This window comes from Shimazuella sp. NTD247, assembly GCF_059510415.1.
In genome coordinates this window covers 330,276-350,074 of record NZ_JCAJZU010000002.1, presented here as the reverse complement: position 1 = coordinate 350,074, position 19,799 = coordinate 330,276, and the positions used below count along the sequence as shown (strand labels likewise).

The 19,799-nt window shown below is 35.2% G+C and carries 17 protein-coding genes and 1 other annotated feature; of the genes, 12 read left to right on the top strand and 5 right to left on the bottom strand.

Annotated elements, in window-relative coordinates:
- The first annotated feature begins 18 nt into the window (after positions 1-18).
- The 4 genes from AC5WOC_RS06190 to AC5WOC_RS06175 all read left to right on the top strand — a co-directional run bounded on the left by AC5WOC_RS06190 (position 19) and on the right by AC5WOC_RS06175 (position 6,409).
- Entirely contained in the window at positions 19-2,652 is a 2,634-nt protein-coding gene (locus AC5WOC_RS06190) for a tetratricopeptide repeat protein (RefSeq protein ID WP_496054530.1), read from the top strand.
- A 77-nt stretch (positions 2,653-2,729) separates the two neighbouring features.
- Positions 2,730-2,974: a binding site (T-box leader), on the top strand.
- Between the two features lie 50 nt (positions 2,975-3,024).
- Positions 3,025-4,587, top strand: a complete 1,563-nt coding sequence (locus tag AC5WOC_RS06185) for a 2-isopropylmalate synthase (protein ID WP_496054529.1) — start codon at positions 3,025-3,027, stop codon at positions 4,585-4,587.
- Between the two features lie 11 nt (positions 4,588-4,598).
- Complete coding sequence (locus AC5WOC_RS06180) at positions 4,599-5,066, top strand: YbaK/EbsC family protein (protein ID WP_496054528.1); 468 nt, start codon at positions 4,599-4,601, stop codon at positions 5,064-5,066.
- A 152-nt stretch (positions 5,067-5,218) separates the two neighbouring features.
- Positions 5,219-6,409, top strand: coding sequence for a low temperature requirement protein A (locus tag AC5WOC_RS06175; protein WP_496054527.1), 1,191 nt, complete (start codon positions 5,219-5,221; stop codon positions 6,407-6,409).
- Positions 6,410-6,519: 110 nt separating this feature from the next.
- Here AC5WOC_RS06175 and AC5WOC_RS06170 read toward each other — a convergent pair whose 3' ends face one another.
- Entirely contained in the window at positions 6,520-6,909 is a 390-nt protein-coding gene (locus AC5WOC_RS06170; protein WP_496054526.1) for a nuclear transport factor 2 family protein, read from the bottom strand.
- Between the two features lie 611 nt (positions 6,910-7,520).
- Between AC5WOC_RS06170 and desA the strand changes: the two genes are divergently transcribed.
- The 3 genes from desA to AC5WOC_RS06155 all read left to right on the top strand — a co-directional run bounded on the left by desA (position 7,521) and on the right by AC5WOC_RS06155 (position 9,359).
- Entirely contained in the window at positions 7,521-8,531 is a 1,011-nt protein-coding gene (desA, locus tag AC5WOC_RS06165; RefSeq protein ID WP_496054525.1) for a Delta(5) desaturase DesA, read from the top strand.
- Between the two features lie 129 nt (positions 8,532-8,660).
- On the top strand, positions 8,661-8,957 hold the full coding sequence (locus AC5WOC_RS06160) for a PadR family transcriptional regulator (RefSeq protein ID WP_496054524.1): 297 nt from the start codon (positions 8,661-8,663) through the stop codon (positions 8,955-8,957).
- On the top strand, positions 8,958-9,359 hold the full coding sequence (locus tag AC5WOC_RS06155) for a permease prefix domain 1-containing protein (protein WP_496054523.1): 402 nt from the start codon (positions 8,958-8,960) through the stop codon (positions 9,357-9,359).
- A 73-nt stretch (positions 9,360-9,432) separates the two neighbouring features.
- On the opposite strand, the gene AC5WOC_RS06150 is transcribed toward AC5WOC_RS06155, so the two are convergent.
- The 3 genes from AC5WOC_RS06150 to AC5WOC_RS06140 all read right to left on the bottom strand — a co-directional run bounded on the left by AC5WOC_RS06150 (position 9,433) and on the right by AC5WOC_RS06140 (position 11,931).
- The gene (locus AC5WOC_RS06150) at positions 9,433-9,903 is read right to left on the bottom strand and encodes a VOC family protein (protein WP_496054522.1); all 471 of its coding nucleotides are present in this window, start codon (positions 9,901-9,903) and stop codon (positions 9,433-9,435) included.
- A 790-nt stretch (positions 9,904-10,693) separates the two neighbouring features.
- Positions 10,694-11,389, bottom strand: a complete 696-nt coding sequence (locus AC5WOC_RS06145) for a YetF domain-containing protein (RefSeq protein WP_496054521.1) — start codon at positions 11,387-11,389, stop codon at positions 10,694-10,696.
- 104 nt (positions 11,390-11,493) lie between these two features.
- Positions 11,494-11,931 (bottom strand): DUF350 domain-containing protein, encoded by a 438-nt coding sequence (locus AC5WOC_RS06140; RefSeq protein ID WP_496054520.1) that lies wholly within the window; start codon positions 11,929-11,931, stop codon positions 11,494-11,496.
- 217 nt (positions 11,932-12,148) lie between these two features.
- On the opposite strand from AC5WOC_RS06140, the gene AC5WOC_RS06135 reads away from it, so the two are divergent.
- From AC5WOC_RS06135 to helD, 3 genes are all read left to right on the top strand, one after another.
- Complete coding sequence (locus tag AC5WOC_RS06135; protein ID WP_496054519.1) at positions 12,149-12,754, top strand: DUF3298 and DUF4163 domain-containing protein; 606 nt, start codon at positions 12,149-12,151, stop codon at positions 12,752-12,754.
- Positions 12,755-13,041: 287 nt separating this feature from the next.
- Positions 13,042-14,667: a SulP family inorganic anion transporter gene (locus tag AC5WOC_RS06130; RefSeq protein ID WP_496054518.1), complete on the top strand. Its 1,626-nt coding sequence runs from the start codon at positions 13,042-13,044 to the stop codon at positions 14,665-14,667.
- A 197-nt stretch (positions 14,668-14,864) separates the two neighbouring features.
- Positions 14,865-17,189 (top strand): RNA polymerase recycling motor HelD, encoded by a 2,325-nt coding sequence (helD, locus tag AC5WOC_RS06125; protein WP_496054517.1) that lies wholly within the window; start codon positions 14,865-14,867, stop codon positions 17,187-17,189.
- 320 nt (positions 17,190-17,509) lie between these two features.
- On the opposite strand, the gene AC5WOC_RS06120 is transcribed toward helD, so the two are convergent.
- Entirely contained in the window at positions 17,510-18,406 is an 897-nt protein-coding gene (locus tag AC5WOC_RS06120) for a LysR family transcriptional regulator (RefSeq protein WP_496054516.1), read from the bottom strand.
- A gap of 129 nt (positions 18,407-18,535) precedes the next feature.
- On the opposite strand from AC5WOC_RS06120, the gene AC5WOC_RS06115 reads away from it, so the two are divergent.
- Together AC5WOC_RS06115 and AC5WOC_RS06110 are read left to right on the top strand one after the other, a co-directional pair.
- Complete coding sequence (locus AC5WOC_RS06115; RefSeq protein ID WP_496054515.1) at positions 18,536-19,288, top strand: SDR family NAD(P)-dependent oxidoreductase; 753 nt, start codon at positions 18,536-18,538, stop codon at positions 19,286-19,288.
- Between the two features lie 79 nt (positions 19,289-19,367).
- Positions 19,368-19,748 (top strand): hypothetical protein, encoded by a 381-nt coding sequence (locus AC5WOC_RS06110; RefSeq protein WP_496054514.1) that lies wholly within the window; start codon positions 19,368-19,370, stop codon positions 19,746-19,748.
- Positions 19,749-19,799: the final 51 nt, after the last annotated feature.

Sequence of the window (19,799 nt, the reverse complement as noted above, 5' to 3'; positions counted from 1 at the left end):
GTAATGGAGGCGGAGAAAATGAATGTGAACAAGCAAGATGGGGTACAATTACTCCTTCGTCTGATCTCTGACATAGAAATGAGAAGGGATATATCAAAACGAAAAAAATTACTTACGCAATTATCTTACCACTATTTTGTTGATGATCCTATTCCGCTATGTATCTCAAAGAATTCAACATATCCAACTATACGATCGTTACTCGAAATTATGGAGAAAGAAATATATCCACAAATTTTATTTGATATTGGAAAAGATTTGGTAGAGGGTAAAAATAGAAAAGCAAATGCTTTAGAAGGAATAAAATGGTTAGAAATTTCGGCTCATGCAGGCTATCAAAATGCACTGTTTCTGTTATCGAAAATTTGGTTTGAAGGAAGAGGTGTGCAAGCAGATCCTATTAAGGGCGCTAGTTGGTTGAAGATAGGGGCACAAACAGGGAACAAAGATATGATCTTTGCCTTAGGGAATCGATTGTTAACTGGTGATGGAATAAAAAAAGATGCAATAACTGGACAGCAATGGCTAGACAAAATAAACGAGAAAAGAACAAAAAAGACTACTTCTTCACAATTTGTTTGTCGCAGAATAGAACGATGGTTGAAAAATCAAAAACAAGAATCTACTCTTGGAAAAATAAATATAACGAAATCGGAGAAAGTACAAGAGCAACATAGAGAAGATGCGAATGTGAGAAAAAAAGAAGATAGGCAGATGTATCAGTTAGGAAATCGATTGAATGAGGAAAATCGCCTTGCTTTACAAAAATGGATGGAAAAAAGAGAAACATTATTTGTTGATAAACAGAGGGGTTGCAATTCTTCTCATTCATTGGAAGATGTTTCACAAATGAGAGAAATTCACAGAAAATTTGAAGATGGCAGAAGATTAATAATAGGGAATAGGACAATAAAAGAAAAATTACATGGAAAGAAATTGTTGATTCAATCTGCAAATTCAGGTTATCTCCAAGCAATGTTGGAATTGGGTATACGTTTGATAGAAGGAAGAGATCTTCCGAAAAATTCGAAGGAAGGAGAAAAATGGCTGGAAAAAGCAGTAGATGCTAATTTTCAAAATGCAATGCTAGAACTAGCAAAACGGAGGTTAGATGGAAAAGGTATTCAAAAAAATCGGAGATCGGGTCTAGAGATACTGGAGAGAACAGCGAGATTAGATAATATGGTTGCTGCTTTGGAACTTGGGAAAAGATTACTGGATGGAAATGGAGTAGAAAAAAACATACAAAAAGGGCGGAAATGGCTGGAATATGCAGCGAATCGTGGAAATAAGGATGCAATTTTAGAACTTGGAAAACGCCTCTCACTAGGAAAAGGATTACGAAAAGATGCAAGACAAGCAAAATACTGGTATGAGAAAGGAGCGAAAACAGGATATAGAGATGCCATATTTATATTAGGTAAATTGTTACTTGAGGGCAGAACAATAAAGAAAAATTTGCAAGAAGGAAGGAAATGGTTACAAACCATAGCGGAAGAAGATGTACAAGCATCTTATTTATTAGGAAAAAATCTGCTAGAAGCACAGCAAAGTGTTAGTGATCTCTATGATGGGGAAAAATGGATCGTTTATTCCGCTCAAAAAGGATATTTACAGGCAATGGATACATTAGGTCAATTTCTTATTTTTGGTAAACATTTTAAAAGAAACACAACAGAAGGACGGTGGTGGTTGGAACGAGTTGAACTGGAAAGAAATAATGGATTTGTACCTTTTTTAAATACTAGAGTACTGAAAATAGAAAAATGGTTAAAGTCTACTTACTCTACTTTTGCCATGCCTGTTTTCCATCATCCAATTCATCTGACATGGATACAAAAATTAGAGTTGGATGGAATAAAAGATTACATCGTGTATAAATTGACTAAACCATACCAAATAAAAGAGTATAACTACCTTTTTTGGGAATATCCCATTTATCAAAAAAGCAAACTAACTTCGCTTTTCTTTCAACTACAAATGAGACTTGTTTCTGATCAAGATGTATTACAATTGGACAAGTCTTATATTCTCATACTAACAGAACATGCAATGGGTCGATGGAATGAAAGAGTGGGACCTATACTCTCCGTTGATGAAATAACAAAAATTACGCAAATACTCTGGAAAATAGATCGAATTAATTTATATACGTCTAGAATAGGTGTAATTGATAATGAAATTATTTTTGCTTATCGTTTAAAAAAGAAAAGAATAATTATAACTACTTTTCTAGGTAGAATATCATTAAAACCGGATTTAACAGATTATGAATTATCCAGATGGAAGATGTTAAATTATGGTGACTCCGTCAGTTTAAAAGTAGATAAAGATATTATACTTAAGCAGTCGATACCGATCATGCCCCGCGAGTATATTCATATCCAATCCGCTGATAAAACGGAAATTATTTTTGTAGAATATGAGTTCATCGAAGATAGTAATCGTAAAAGTCATTTTTGTTTTTATGAAATTAATAATAACCCTCGATGGAAGAAAGTCCAATGTGACAATGTCTCTATCTCCAGTACTGTAAAATGGAATACTTCCTTATTGCGATTGTTATTTATAAAAGGATATGAGAAATTTGTGCTCTCTTATCTTGTACATCATTTTCCAAATGAGTTTGCAGCATGTTTGAACAAAGTTTAAAATTGATAAAAAGGCAGGCAAGTTCGTTATTGACAAGTTGTGTGAAAAAAATTAGAATAACTGATAATCATATAAACTAGTATGCAAAGATTGGAAATAGTAAAAGGAAACATGAGCTTTTAGAGAGCCAATGGCAGGTGGAAATTGGCAGCTTTTGTCCTTCGAACTCATCCATGAGCTACTCTCTGAACAATAAAAGTAGGAGATGTCGGTTTTCTACCGTTAAAAAGATAGATAGTGTTGGCTATCGAAAACGAGTGGATTAATCATGTTTGAGATTAATCAATTAGAGTGGTACCGCGAGCAAAGCCTCGTCTCTATTTCAGTATAGAGACGAGGCTTTTTTAATTAGAAAAGGAGTGTTCTTACAAAATGTCGAAAAAAATATGGGTTTTTGATACTACTTTGCGTGATGGAGAGCAAGTTCCAGGTGCGAAATTAAATTTATATGAAAAACTAGAAGTCGCTAATCAGTTAAAAAAATTAAATGTCGACATCATCGAAGCAGGGTTTCCAGCATCTTCAGCAGGAGATTTTCAAGCGGTTAAGGAGATTGCTACAAAAGTAGGCAATACAGACAATTTGATGATCACAGCTCTAGCTAGAGCTGTGCAGAGCGATATCGATTCTGTATACAACAGCGTGAAATATGCTGCGAATCCCTTGATTCACATAGTTTTGGGTACATCAGATATCCATGTGGAAAAGAAATTTGGTAAATCCAAAGATCAAATTTTAGACATAGGTGTACAAGCAGTACGTTATGCCAGAACATTGCTGCCAGATGTACAATATTCGACAGAAGATGCCTCGCGCTCCGATTTTGAGTATTTATGGTCTACCATAGAGGCCGTTGTGAACGCAGGAGCTACTATTATTAACGTGCCAGACACTGTAGGATATGCTGTTCCGGAAGAGTTTGGTGAATTGATCTTTAAATTAAATGATCGCTTGAAGAATCTGAATGATAAAGTATTGCTTAGTGTTCATTGCCATAATGATTTAGGCATGGCGACAGCCAATACACTTGCTGCTATTAAAAATGGGGCAGACAAAGTAGAATGTACCATTAATGGTATAGGCGAACGTGCTGGAAATGCAGCACTGGAAGAAGTGGTGATGGCAATAGCAACACGCCAATCTGTGTATGATGCTTATACTGACATTAATAAAAGAGAAATTATGAATACGTCCAGACTGGTAAGCAATTTTATGGGGCTAGACGTACAAGTCAACAAAGCGATTACAGGGGGAAATGCTTTTGCTCATTCTTCCGGTATTCATCAAGATGGATTGTTAAAATCAAGAGATGCCTATGAAATTATTAGCCCTGTAGATATTGGACTAGAAGATATGGAATTAATACTGACTGCTCGTTCTGGACGCCATGCGGTTAAAAATGCATTAGAAAAACTAGGTTTTCAACAATTAAGTGATAAACAATTTGAAGGGATATTCGAAGGTTTTCTAAAACTGGCAGACACCAAAAAAGAAGTATACAATCATGATTTATATGTTATCGTGGAAAATTATTACCGGGAAAACGAAGAAAAACAAGAAGTAAAGTTTAGTGCTCATTTCTATGAACTAGATGATTTGCAAGTGATCAGTAATACTACATTTCCATCTGCAAGTGTTCAATTGACGAAGGGAGAGCAAGTATTAACAAGTAGCAGTGTAGGAACAGGACCAATTGATGCTCTCTACTCAGCAATAACAAATGTATGTGAAATGGATATCAAATTGATTGAATACCACATCAGCAGTGTAACTAGAGGGAAAGAAGCTCTAGGAAAAGTGAAGATTCAAGTAGAATACAATGGAGAATGCTATACAGCGAAAGCTACTGACACCGATATTATGAAAGCAAGCGCATTAGCATACATCAATGCAATCAATAGTATTGTTGTGGAAAATTTAATATTAGTGAATTAGAGGTCAAATAGATGAATGAACGAGTATATGCAGTGCAACAAATATTGCAGAAGTCCGGTTACACGAATAAAATTGTAACACTTCCAGATGGTGCTCATACCGCTCAGGCAGCGGCGGATGCTATTGGTTGTTCAGTAGCGCAAATTGCAAAATCAATCATTTTTAAAATGGAGCCGTCAAATGAAGCTCTACTGGTTGTAGCAAGTGGGATAAATCGGATTGACGAAAAAAAAGTAGAAAAATTTATCGATGGTAATTTAGCTAAAGCAAATGCTGACTTTGTAAGAGAACAAACAGGTTTTGTAATCGGTGGAGTTTCTCCAATAGGTCATATCAATTCGATTAAGATTTTGATTGATGAGGATTTGTTGCAATATGAGACAATATGGGCAGCAGGTCACCCAAAAACTATTTTTACCATGACTCCAGATGAATTGATTCAGCTTACAAAAGGAGAAGTAGCTTCTATAAAAAAATGATTTTTTAACACATTCTGTTTCCATTGAAATAGAATGTGTTTTATTTTATAGCAGGAAATTAGCGGTTTTTAATACCTTCATAGCTGAAAAGTGCTAAAATATCTACTGTTATGAAATGGATTGATGTAATTGCACATAAAGGAGGAAACAGTGTGAAAAATCGACTGCTTTCCTATACAGGCATATGGTGGAGGAAACCCAAATTACAAAACAACGGAAATGAGCGTAAAGCCACATGGCTAGAATTATTTTACGACCTTGTCTTTGTAGCTATATTTGCAAGCATTTCTTCTAGCTTGGAACATCATCTAACTTTCCATTCTGTAGGGGAATTTGTTTTGATTTTTGTTCCTGTTTGGCTGATTTGGCACAGTTCTACTATTTATAATGAACGATTTGAGATGGATGATGTAAGACATCGTATCTTTACTTTCTTTAAAATCATTGCATTAGCTGGTATGGCTTATTCAACCCAAGATATAGCCAATCATACAGCTATTCCTTTTACATTATTTTTTATGATGGCGCGATTGACCTTAATATATCTATGGCTTTCTGCTGGATATCAACATACACTCATGAAAAAAATAGCAATGAAATATGCCATTGGATTTGGTTTTGGTCTAACTTTTTGGGCTATTTCATTGTTTATCGATTCGCCTTCACGCTATGTTTGTTGGATTATCGGAATGATCATTGATATGTTAACACCCGTATTCACATTGAAAGATCAGGAACAACTACCTCCGATTAGTCATTCTCATCTGCCTGAACGAACGGGCTTGTTTACTATGTTAGTAATAGGTGAAATGGTCGGAGCAGTAATACATGGGGCATCCATTTTTAAGAGTATCACCATTCCAGTTGCCTATAGCAGTATGATCGGATTGTTGATTTCATTTGGAGTATGGTGGATCTACTATGATCAAGTCATGTATCGTCCATTCCGTGGCAGCTGGTATACCATGATCTGGATCTACATGCATTTGCCACTATGTTTATCCATTGCTTTATTAGGAACGGGAATTTTGTATGTTATTGCTGACATTCACAGTATGGATTTATTTGAACACTGGTTTCTTGTTGTGAATGTGAGTGTTCTGTTGTTTTGCATTGGTTGTATTGGATATGTAAGTAATTATGTCGATTCTAAAAGCAATGCTAATTTAACTGTTATTTATTCCAAAATTGCTGTTTCTAGCATTCTAGCAAGTTTGTTAACTGTTGTTCTTGGTTTTCTATCAACAGAAGTATCAAATTTAATTGTTTTAGTTATTTTAATGGGAATAGTTTTCTATCAAGTGATTTTTGGAGTATTTTATTGGAAAAATCAAAAAGGATAAATTCTGAATCCTAAGTTATATTCGATTTTTAGCACTGGACGAAGAGTTGAGAAGGTTATCGTTGCTCTCAAACTTCGTCAGTGCGAACGAAATGATATTTTTTCGTGTAATTAGATGTGAAATGATTCTTCTAAACCAGCTGTATCTTCGAATCCTTGAAACAATTTGATTTTATCCTCTTCTATTTCTACGACTACTGCCCAAGGACTTTCAAAAAGACGGTTCGTAGTTCGTATCCGATGTACAAATTTCCCCCAGGCAAAAGCAGTTGTATCATCACCTAAGATTTTATAGATCTTAAATTCTTGCGTATCGAGATCTTTTTGAAACTTAGCTAATAAACGTCTGACCCCTTCTTTTCCGTGGTATTTTCCATAAAAGTGATGGTTGCCAAATTCCTTAGCTGCGGTAAATACTGCATTTTCATGGACATAATTTAGGGCAAGCTCAGGTGTAGGCAGGTTATTCATATAATTTTGTAAGACTTCTATCGGTTTCATGGTTTATCATTCCTTTGTTCCAAAATAGAGGTTTTCATTGCTTCTGATTCGATGGTATTGACTCATGCAGTATGCTGCATCCGGTAAAAGCAAAAATTGCTTGATGGGTAATCATTTGTTTTATTTCTATATCAAAAGTGTAATATTCTCTGTTTAATAGAACAATTTCAAATTCCGATACGAATGATCGTTTTTAATAATGATTGAAGAATTGATTTAGTATGAGTGGAGTTTTCCTAGTGAAGTTTTAAAGAGATAACCTAGTACATCTATTTTTATCTATTAAAAAATGGATTTATTAAGTCGACTAATCTTAAATACAAGAGTAGCCCAAAAAGCAGATTGGATTTTTTATGTCTTCTATGAAATAGAGTAAAAGGAAGTGAAATTACTCTATCTATACTAATAATTTCGGCCGTCCTCATCCACCTTCTTGATTTTACAGGTATTTTAATACATGAAAAATCCATTGATTTATTCTATCTGATAGAGTAATATAAACGGTAATTACTCTATCAGAAAAAGTAATTCGAGCACAGAAATATTTCTGTGGATAATAATTTCAAATGAGAAAATGTAATTCGAAGAGATAAAAATTGGGAGGAAATCAGATGAGTAATAATCAAGATAAAAACAACTGGCGACACATGATAGCACCTTATGAAAAGCCCGATTCTAGACGGAGTATTTGGCAATTGATAAACACGTTTATCCCTTTTATCGGATTATGGTATTTGACCTATTTTAGTTTAAGTATTTCCTATTGGTTGACTCTTCCTTTGGCAATTGTCACCGCAGGTCTATTGGTTAGGTTATTTATTATATTTCATGATTGTTGTCATGGCTCTTTTTTCACGAGCAGACGTGCGAATCGAATAGTAGGAACAATAACTGGAATTTTGACATTATGCCCGTATGATCAATGGAAGTATAGTCATTCTCGTCATCATGCAACAAGCGGAAACTTGGACAAGCATGGAGTTGGGGATATTTGGACGCTTACAGTTGAAGAATATCTTGCTCTTCCGAAATTAAAACGATTAGCTTATCGATTGTATCGGAATCCGATTGTTATGTTTGGTTTGGGACCAACCTATATATTTTTAATTGAATATCGCTTTAACCGAAAAGGTGCAAAACAAAAGGAAAAAAATAATACGTATCTTACGAACATTGCTATTGTTGCGCTAATCTCCTTTTTTTGTTGGTTAATTGGCTGGGAAACTTTTTTGTTAGTACAAGGTCCTATTTTTCTTGTTTCTGGTCTAATTGGAGTTTGGTTGTTTTATGTGCAACACCAATTCGAAGGAGCTTACTTTGAAAATGATGAAAACTGGAATCATGTAGATGCGGCTCTGCAAGGAAGTTCATTTTACAAATTACCAAGAGTTCTACAATGGTTTACGGGAAACATTGGTTTTCATCATATTCATCATTTAAGTAGCAGAGTTCCGAATTATTATCTAGATAAAGCACATCAAGAGAACAAATTATTTCAAGACGTATCACCTGTGACATTCTTTTCAAGTTTTAAATCACTTCGTTTTAAAATTTGGGATGAAAATCGAAAAAAATTGATGAGTTTTAGTTACATTAAAAAATTCCTCCAAGCGAAAAAGTGAAAAGGCTGACAAATCATTTCTTTTTTATTCTGTTATTCGTTACTATAATAGAAAACATACAGGCTCAAATAGTGGTTCAATGACTCATAGGAGGGGAAACCAATTAGAAGTGATATTATTCGTGGACATTTGGACTCTATCATTTTACGATTAATATCGGAGAAGGATCGATATGGTTATGAGATTTCCAAAGAGATAAGCGAACGTACAAATGATCGATTTCATATAAAAGAAGCAACATTATATGCAGTTTTTCAGCGTTTACACCGTAAAGAATTAATTGAATCGTATTACGGGAGTATTACGCATGGAAGCAAACGAAAATACTATCGTATCACACCACTAGGAAGAGCCTATTTACACGAGATAGCAAAAGAATGGCAGGAGACAAAAGATATTATTGATTTGTTTATGGAGGGAATGTAAGTGAAGACCTTGAAGCAACATGTAGACAAACTCTTTAAAGACATCCCAGATACAACAGAAATAGAAACAATCAAACTAGAAATTTTAGAAAATCTAGAAGAAAAAGTGCAAGATTTAATGATGCAAGGAAAAGAAGAAGAGGATGCTATTAATAAAGCTATTATCGAATTTGGTGATGTGGATGAAATTAAACAGGAATTAATGCAAAAATCGATGCCTAAAAAAAAGAATATGTCTAAAGTGAACCTTAGCTTCTCATTGTGGGGCAGTCTACTGATTATTTCGTTATTTTTATTTGCTAATTTTTACTATACCCCACATGAAATCTGGTTTGTGTACCCAACTTTTGTTGTTTTATGGTGGCCTTTATCTATGTTTTTTGTTTGGAGACGGTCCAAATAGCAGAGCACTAATACATAATAGATATGGTATGAAAAAAGAGAACATATTCATAAAACATATGCTTCTCTTTTTTTTAATTATTTTTTAAAGGCCAAATGGCTTCGAGCATAATGCCGTTTATTTTATCTATAAATGTCATGCTTTTCAATGAATCAACTTCGTATATTTCTGTCATTTGCACCTGATATTTTATTAATCGTTCCCGTAGTATTAAGGCACTTTCCTCGTCTGGAAGAGAGAAGGCAATATGTTGCAAAACCCCTTCTATAAATGGGTTAGAGTGTACAGATTGTGAGTTCAGTGATCCTTCCGGAAATGACGTGATTTTTGCATGAGGATTTTCGAAGAAATGCAATCCAAGACCATCACTAATCCCAGGTTTGATAAAACCGTGTCTTCCTCTGCCTCCTTTAGCAGGGAAAATCTTACCGATCTCCATTCCTAAAATATCTTGATAGAAATGAACAGTAGTATCAAGATCAGGTGTCACAATTGCGATGTGATGAAATCCGTTCCAAGGAAACTTATTTGTTTCTGCATCCACAAGATCACTTCCTATTATTTTGCTAAATTATGGTATGTTTGAGTCAACTCATCAGGATTAATATTTTGTATCAATTTTTTAATTTGCAAACGATTTGAGATCTGGTATTGTCTCCTATTTTTTTCTTCCCTCTTCTGTCATAGTGATTTGCTTGATGCAGCGGTCTCTTTTATCTTCTTCTATAATATAATGAAGCCCTGCCACTGGCTGTGTCCCAACGTATATGGCTTCAATGTTTCACTAATTTGACTAATCAATGCGCATGGCTTAATTTTCTAACTAAGTGCCTCATTTGACAACTCATGGACAGTTCCACTCTTTTCAAAAAAATAGTATGTATTAATTATAACATTGCGAGCGAAAAAACCCACGGTTTAAACTTAATTCTATAGTTGAATTAAAAATTAACTAGTCAACTGCGTGGAATGCATCCTGAACGGAACAGAGCTGAGTGCAAATTCTGCTTCAAGGATGTTTTGCTGTAATTAATTATATTGAGATAGTTTTATGTAGGTCGTCGAAGATACGAAGAGGGATACCGTGGTAAAGATTATGTTTAAGCAGAAGTTCTCCGTCAGCGAGTTGTCCATACTTGCCTTCACAGAACTTTGCAGACTGAAAGCGCACGGCTTAAATGTGGGATGAAAGAGTGAGTTGAACGGGGGCTCATGGTTTAAGCTTGGGTAATCCTTGGAGTACCAAGAATTACCCAAGTCCATGTCTTCAACTGCGTGAAGGTCAAATAATTGCACAGCAGAACAGTTGTTACTTGTTCTGTTTCAAATACTTATTAATGAAGTCGATCATGATATTGATCGATATATATTTTTCCGTCTCCTGTAATTTCCATATAACTAACTTCACTAATGGATTTGATTTTCCGTTGACGTAATATGTTTTCCACATCTTTTTTACTTAGTTTGGCTTCTTTTATCTTTTCTTCATCTAATTGACCATCGATAATTAATTCGATTCCCGGTTTTTCTTGTTTGGATTTCAGTTTTAAATCGGATCGATTCGCGTATTCTTTTGCAGCTTTTTTCAAAACGGATAGGCTACCATCTGTTTCCATAAGAGCAAATTCCACATCCGCTACAGAGAATACATCTTTTTTACGGAGTAACATCCGTAAGTTATCAAGATCCAATCTTACTTTTCTTGCATTATTTTCTAAAATTTTTCCATTTTTGATTATCGTAACTGGTTCACCTTCGGCAAACTGACGCACATTTCTTATCTTAAGTCCTAAAATAGATGCGAGAATCGATAAAATACCAAATAATAAAAGAGCTGATATGGATCGTATTAATGGAATCGTTTCATCAATTAAGGCTCCAGCAGCCATATCTCCAATTACAATTCCTGTAATGTAATCAAAATAAGTCAGATGAGAGATAGCTTTTTTTCCTTGAAATCGAGTCAAAAGTAACAAAGCGATAAAAATTATCGGTACTTCCCAGAGTAACTGTAATAAATATTTATCCACAACAAATCACCTCATTATATTATGAGGCGATTTGTATGAAATTATGTTGGTGTAAGGGAAGTGAATAATGAAGATATTTTATGGTACTCGGAAAATCGTAAATGTTAATAACTAACTAGTGCTGCAAGTAAAAGCCCGGAAACGATGCTCATACGAGAAGAGAAAATTCCAATCGCAACGTTTCCTTTTGGTATTTCTTGAATGACATGAAAAGGTGTGAGCCAAGCAAATAAGTAAAAAATAACAACTTGAAATAGAATGCCAATGCCGCCCCAAATAAGCAAGTCGATCAAACTTCCCGAACTGAGGACAACGGATGCAACTACAATAGATAATCCAATGATTTTTCCACTCAGGTCATGTGCTGCTGCTTTTGCAGCATCTTTTTTGTGTGGATCGGAAGTATCAGCACCTTCTTGAATCAATCGATATTCGCGATACGGAGTAGTATAAATAAATACAAGGATTCCGACGATTAAGATTGGTAATGAAACACCTAAATACATCAAAAAATTGATGATTGAATCTAACTGACCACTCAAAAAAATTCCCCCATTTGCAAATAAAATTGCGTCGATATATCTAAATTACAACAGTAATAGGAAAAACAAAAGGTTTTTTGGATTATATGATTTTGATTTTCCTTTTTTTGAGCTTATTTCTGAATGGAACATAGTAGATACTGTTATCTTTGTATTTATCATGCAAACTGCTGAAATGCCATAGATTGTAATAAATGAATTTTTGGAGGAGAAGTTTATGGTGAATTTTCCAGTATCGATTCAGACAAAGTTATATTCTCCTAAGAAACAAGTACATGTATATTATCCTGTCATTTACGGATTACATAATCCCAAAGTGGAGCAAAACATAAACAAAGATATTCAAACTTCCTTGGAATATTTGCTTCGGGAGAGGGGAGTCGATCAAACCGATCTGCAAGAGATGATTGGCTATTATGAAATGAAAACAAATGAACGGAATATACTAAGTTTAACATTAAATGTATATTCTTTTACTGGCGGTGCACATGGTACCACTGTGATCCGTTCCCTTACCTTCGATATTACAACAGGAAAAAAGTATACATTGAAGGAGTTATTTAAACCAAATAGTGATTATGTAAAGAGAATTTCCAAAATCGTTGAAGAGCAAATACGAATAAGAAATATGCCGCTAATCGAGCCATTCCATAGCATCAGACCAAATCAAGATTTTTATATCGCTGATAAATCTTTGATTATTTATTTTCAACTATATGAACTTATTCCATATGCATATGGCTTTCCTTATTTTCCGATTTCCGTATATGCTATTCAAGACATCGTAGATGAAAATGGACCGCTAGGAAAAATGATACCTTAAATAAAAAGTATCTTTGGAAAGTTACGGGATTCATCTATAGATAAAATTTCTTTATGAATTTTTGGTTTGTATTTTCTATTAAGCGTGTTGCGAGTTAAAAATAGACACTAAAGCTAAGGAAAATTTTCGTTAGAATAATCATCATTTGTGAAGAAAAGTATTTTTCTGGTACTTTACTAAATAATTGATTCTATGCAACAATTGTTTTAAAATTGGAAATGGCGATCAAAGTGGGAATAGTTGCTATTGATCCCATCTTCAAAAAATTAATAGGAAAGGGGATAGGAATGTCTCGTATATATCGCTTTTCTAAGTATTCTTGGTTACGTCTTCGCGATGATATTCTCGCTGGAATTGTGGTGGGAATTGTAGCATTGCCGTTGGCAATGGCAATTGCTATCGCATCTGGAGTACAGCCAGAGTATGGGATATACTCCACGATTATTGCAGGTTTTCTCATTTCATTATTTGGTGGATCTTTTTTTCAAATCGGAGGTCCAACAGCTACTTTTGTTCCTGTATTATTAGGAGTGGTAGTAGTATACGGCTATGAGAACCTTCTTCTTGTTGGTTTTATGGCTGGCATGTTTTTAATTCTCATGGGAGTGTTTCGTTTAGGAGCAGTGATCCACTACATTCCAAAACCGGTTGTTATCGGGTTCACTGCTGGGATTGCGGTTATTATTTTTTCGAGTCAAATTCATACTTTCTTAGGTATGGAGAATATCAAAGATGGTCACTTATTATTTAAGTTAAAGCAGATTTTGGTACAATTACATACTGTTAGTTTTGCAAGTGTAGCAACTGCGCTTATTTGTTTAGCGGTTATTCTTCTTATACAGAGATATGTTCCTCAAGTCCCTGCGCCACTAGTAGGGTTGATTGTATCTAGTTTGATTGCTGCTGTGTTTTATCCAGAACACGTTCAAACCATCGGAAGTGCCTTTGGTGGAGTACCTTCCAGTTTACCTTCTTTTCAATTTCCAGAGGTCACGTGGGCCAAAATAAAAGTATTATTTTTTCCAGCTTTGTCGATTGCATTGCTCGGAGCAATTGAATCTCTTCTTTCAGCAGTAGTTTCTGATGAGATGTCAGGAAAAAAACATCATAGCAATCGAGAATTGATCGGTCAAGGAATCGCTAATATTGTTACTCCTTTATTCGGAGGTATTCCCGCAGCTGGTGCTATTGCGAGGACAGCAACCAATATTAGAAATGGAGCAACATCTCCAATTTCTGGAGTAATTCATAGTTTGTTTGTCTTGCTCGTTTTGCTTTTTCTTTCTCCTTTGACAGTACATATCCCTTTAGCGAGTATGGCTCCTATTCTAATGCTTGTTGCTTGGAATATGAGTGAACGAAAGCAGTTTAAATTTGTTTTGCGTTCAAAAACAAGTGATTCTATCGTTTTATGTGCAACTTTTCTCGGTATTCTTTTAACGGATATTGCTATCGGAGTTATGGTTGGTTTGGGTTTGTCTATATTGTTCTTTGTTTCACGAATGAGCAAAGAATTTGTGGTTCGCAAAGGAAATGTAGAACTGCAAGAAGATGAGTTAACACATGTATATACATTAAAAGGTCCTATTTTCTTTGGAACTGCAAAACAATTAGGTACATTATTAGCAAAGGATTTACCTAAAGATTATCTTATTTTATCGATGGAACAGGTGCCATACATGGATATTACAGCAGAGGCGGTTTTGAGTTCCATCATTCGAAGATGCAGACAAAATAATGTCAAATTTATTCTCGCTGGTTTACAAGCCCAACCGATGGAATTGTTAAAAACAACCAAACTATACCAAAGCTTAGAAGAAGAATTTCTTTTTGAAAATATCGAGGAGGCAAGTGAATACGCTAAGGTGCTAGTAACAAAGAAGTATGTGACAGGAGTAGTAAAAGAACAATGAAAAAAAGGAAAGAACTTGTCTAACAAAAAATAGACAAGTTCTTATTTTTTATTTGCAAAAGAACGTAATTCGTACTAGTATAGATATACGAATGACAAATAATATAAGTAATTGGTCAATATTATCCATTATCATTTTATCAAATCAAATGTTTTTTGTCAATCATTAATTACAAGCTGAAATAAGGAGACTTATAAATGAGCATTTCTAAAGATGACTGGAACAAAGAGCAAAATCGAGTGGAACTTGTCATTCAAAAAGTAAAACAAACATTAAAACAATTAACAGGGGATACCGATAAATTAAAATCAGATATTGTGCAAATTCGCAAAGGTTTTTGGGATGATGTAACAGTTAACCTTGAGAATGAAGATGATGCAATAGAAACAGCAGCAAGTATTCGTCAACAAGCAGAAGTGCTGTCAGAAAAAGAGCGAATTCATCACCATACAGATCAACGGGTAGTCTTGCTGCAAAAACTCTTGAACTCACCTTATTTTGGACGTGTTGATTTTCAAGAAGAGGGAGAAGAAGAGATAGAAACAATTTATTTGGGACTGGGCTCATACTATGACGAAGATACAAACGAATTTTTAATCTATGATTGGCGAGCTCCGATTTCCAGTCTTTATTATGATGCATCGCCTGGAAGTGCATCTTTTGAAACACCAAATGGTATGGTCCATGGCCAGATGATGATCAAACGGCAATTTCTAATTCGCAAGGGCCAGATAAAAAGTTTGTTTGATACAAGTGTGACTATTGGTGATGAGATGCTAAAAGAAGTGTTAGGGCAGCAAGCAGATCCAAATCTTAAAAACATTGTGTCCACTATTCAAAAAGAACAAAATGCGATTATACGAGATGATAAAAGTCATTTATTAGTGGTGCAAGGGGCAGCTGGAAGTGGAAAAACATCCTCTGCGATGCAACGGATGGCATATCTTTTGTATCGATTTCGCGATACTTTGCAAGCAGATCAAATCGTATTATTTTCACCTAATGCTATGTTTAATAGCTATGTTGCAACGGTACTTCCTGAACTTGGGGAAGAAAATATGCAACAGTCCACCTTTCAGAACTTTTTGGATCGACATCTCGGCAGACAGTTTCGAGTGGAAGATCCATTTCAACAGTTGGAGTATGCTTTGGATGCAAATGACTCCCCGAATTATATTGCAAGAATGGAAGGAATACGATTTAAATCTTCCCTCACTTTTTTAAAAATGATGCAAGATTATTTAGCCACTCTGAAACAAAGCGGTTTTTTATTTCGTGATATATTATTTCGTGGTAGAGTATTAATTGCAAAATCCGAAGTAAGAGAACAGTTTTATACATTAGATTCTAATTTGTCTATCACCAATCGGTTAGAAGTTATCCAGCAATGGCTGCACAACCAATTAAAGGCATTGGAAGAAGAACAAAAACAAGAAGAGTGGGTAGAAAAAGAAGTTGATTTGCTCGATGAACACATCTATAACAAGATTCATAATAAATTACAAAAACAAAAAAGGTTTGCAGATGATACTTTTGATGATCATCAACGTGAATATGAGATGCTTGCTGCTGTAGTAATAAAACGCGCATTTCGCCCAATCTATCAGTTTATTGATCGTTTGGCGTTCATAGATATAAAGGGATTGTACAAACAGCTTTTTCAAGCGAATAGTCAAGGCTGCGATCTTCCAAAAAACTGGCAGCTTATCTGCAAACAAACCAAACAGAAATTGGATAAATCAATCATGCCATATGAAGATGCCACGCCTTATCTATACTTAAAAGAATCGATCGAAGGATTTGAGAGTGACCGCTCCATTCGTCATGTATTTATTGATGAAGCGCAAGATTATTCACCGTTTCAATTTTCGTTTATCCGTCATTTGTTTCCTAAGAGCAAGTGGACGGTATTGGGTGACATCAATCAAACGATTCATGCACATCAATCGAATGATGGGCTGACACCATTGCTTTCTTGGTTTGATACCGATCGAGCAAAAAAAGTAATCTTCCACCGAAGTTACCGTTCTACGAAACCGATTATCTTATTTACAAGAGAGCTGCTGCCACAAGGAGAACAGATTGAACCATTTGAAAGGGCAGGAAAACTTCCTGTCTTACACAAATTGTCAGATCAAAATAAATTAATTGCTACGATAACGAAGCAAGTCAAAGACTGTGAACAAAGGCATAAGTCCATCGCAATTATTACCAAAACAAAAAAAGATAGTATTAAGGCATATGAATTACTAAAAGATAAACTTGATATCAAACTGGTCAAAAATGGAAACAGCACCTTCAAAACAGGAGTAGTAGTGATTCCTTCTTATTTAGCAAAAGGTATCGAATTTGATGCGGTTCTCGTTTTTGATGCATCAGATCGTGTTTATTTTCGAGAGGAAGAGCGAAGATTGTTTTATACAGTATGTACGCGTGCGATGCATGAGCTATACTTATTTTCAATAGGGAAAGCGTCTCGTTTTATACAAGGAGTAAACAAAAGTCTATATAAAATCACTTAAAAAAATGGAAAATAAATGTGCAGCAGATGAAAACAGAACAGAAAGTTTGTATAAAAGGAGACACTATGTCTCCTTTTATAAGTTTCAGAAACCAAGTTTTAAGCAGCAATGGCATCCTTACTTGTGTCAAACAAAAAGTCTATCAATGCGATTACAATGGAAAAGCGTTATGTTTTTCCATAAAGAGATCTATGATGAGATGTTAAGACAGAGAAAACTTAGATTCTTCAATGAATGAAGTTCACTTAAATTGTATTTATCACCTGTTTTTGAATGAGGTATCAATCAAAGACCAGACGATATTATTTCTCTGTGAGCAATTATTGATGAGTACCTGGAAATAGTTGTTGGATAACATGTATATAGTTTTTTGTAATTGGTGAAGTATCACTTTTATTCCAAACAGCAGATACTTGGTAAGCGATCTGATTTGTACCAATTAAGGGCTTGTAGACAATGTCATTTCGCAAATTTTTCGCTGATTCGTGAATCAATGCGATGCCCATTCCAGATGAAACAAGAGATAGCATCGTTTGTATTTCATCAACAGATTGAATGATAGATGGGCTAAACCCTGCATCCATGCAGACTTTTACCATTGTGTCATAATAATGTGCACCAACTTCGCGTTTGGTTGTGATAAAAAGTTCGGAAGATAGATCACTTACTAAAATTTTGGAATCAGGATCAGCAAATCGATGATCAGAAGGTAATGCAACCCAGTAGGATTCATTTCTTATTACATGAGCTGACAATGTGGGATCATTCACTGGAAACCCTAAAATTCCAACATGCACATCTCCGTCTTTGATAGCCTGAAGTTGATTTATTGTATGCAAATGTCTCAGGGTTATTTTGACATCGGAATATTGAGTTCGATAACAAGACAGCACTTGAGGAAGGATATCCCAAGTTGCAGATTCAACAAATCCCAGCACTAAATGACCTGCTAACCCAGAAAAAGCACTTTTTACTAGATCAATTGTTTTTTCAGACTGGCTAAGTAATAATTTTGCCTCTTTTAAAAAGAGTTTCCCCACCTCAGTGAGGGAAACGTTCCGTTTAGTACGTTGTAATAACAGTCCGCCTAGTTCTTGTTCCAATTGTTTAATTTGCTGGCTTAAAGCTGGTTGGGCGATACCTATTTTCTCTGCTGCTTTACCAAAGTGTAATTCCTCTGCAACTGCAACGAAATATTTAACTTGTCTAAGTTCCATATACTCATCCTTCACTTGAATTAATAAGTTCTCTTTATCACAGCAATAGAAAAAAGATATTTTTTTTATTAATATTTTTATACTACAATAATCAACATAATTATTCATCTATGGAGGAGGAACGGATTAATGAGTGATAAAAGAGTTGCTATTATTACTGGAGGAAGCAGCGGAATTGGTTTCGGGATAGCTCAACAGCTGGTGAAAGATGGATTGGATGTTACAATATTGGGTAGAGACAGGCAAAAATTGCAAGAGGCTGCTAATAAACTTGATGGCATAGTACATTTGGTGCAAGCGGATGTAAGTAATCAAGCAGATGTTCAATCCGCTATCCAAGAAGTTGTCAACAGAACAGGGATTGTTGATGTTTTAATTAATAATGCAGGACATCTAGGAACAATCACAACACATACACCATTTGAAGAAGCAATAAAAATCTGGGATGAAGTTCATCATTCAAATTTAAAAGGCTCATTTATGATGTCCATGGCGACATCTCCTTTTTTACGGAAACCGGGAGGGCGTATTGTTAACATCAGTTCCATTGGAGCTTTTACAGGAGGAAGCAGTTCTGGTTCACTTGCGTACTCTTCTGCAAAAGCGGGTCTAAATGGATTAACATTTTCATTGGCACGCGAATTGAGCCCGGAAGGTATTACTGTTAATGCAGTTGCTCCTGGTTTCATTCCTCAAACTAACTTTTTTGGCGGAGGATTAACAGAAGAGCGTACACAGCAAAACATTGAGCAAATTCCAGCAGGACGCGCAGGGAGAACAGAAGATATCGCTGCTGCTGTAAGTTATTTGGTTTCGCCGAAAGCTTCCTATGTGACTGGGGAAATACTAAATGTCAACGGCGGATGGTTATTTGGTCGATGAAAAGTTGTTTTTGCTCGTATGAATTCTTCTTTGAATACAAATCCTTTCTTATATGACTTTATCGAAAAGGAAGGTTATTATGGGACAACATAATATTTTTGCATATTTTCAAACAATGGATCAAGCACAAAAAGCAGCAGAAGAATTAAAAACCCAGGGTTTTGAGACAGTATCCGTCGATCGATTTTCTCCCATGCTGGGCGGAAACCCTTATGATGGAGACGAAGAGATAACAAGTATCTTTCTAAATCAAAGTAACTCGTTAACTACTACCACATTAGGATCGCCTCCAATGGATGATGATGCCCGAATACTTGCTGCTACTCATCCAGATGCAAGCGGATTAGCTGGCGGGACAGGTTTTTCCCATCCTGAAGATGTATGTGTAACTGTCCTAACAGATAATGATCACTATGAAAAAGCTTCTCATATTTTAGAGCAGTATGGTGCGAAGGTGTAGGCATTTAATTTTGTTAGGAATCTGTTATTTTCAGTTCATACAGATGACTTG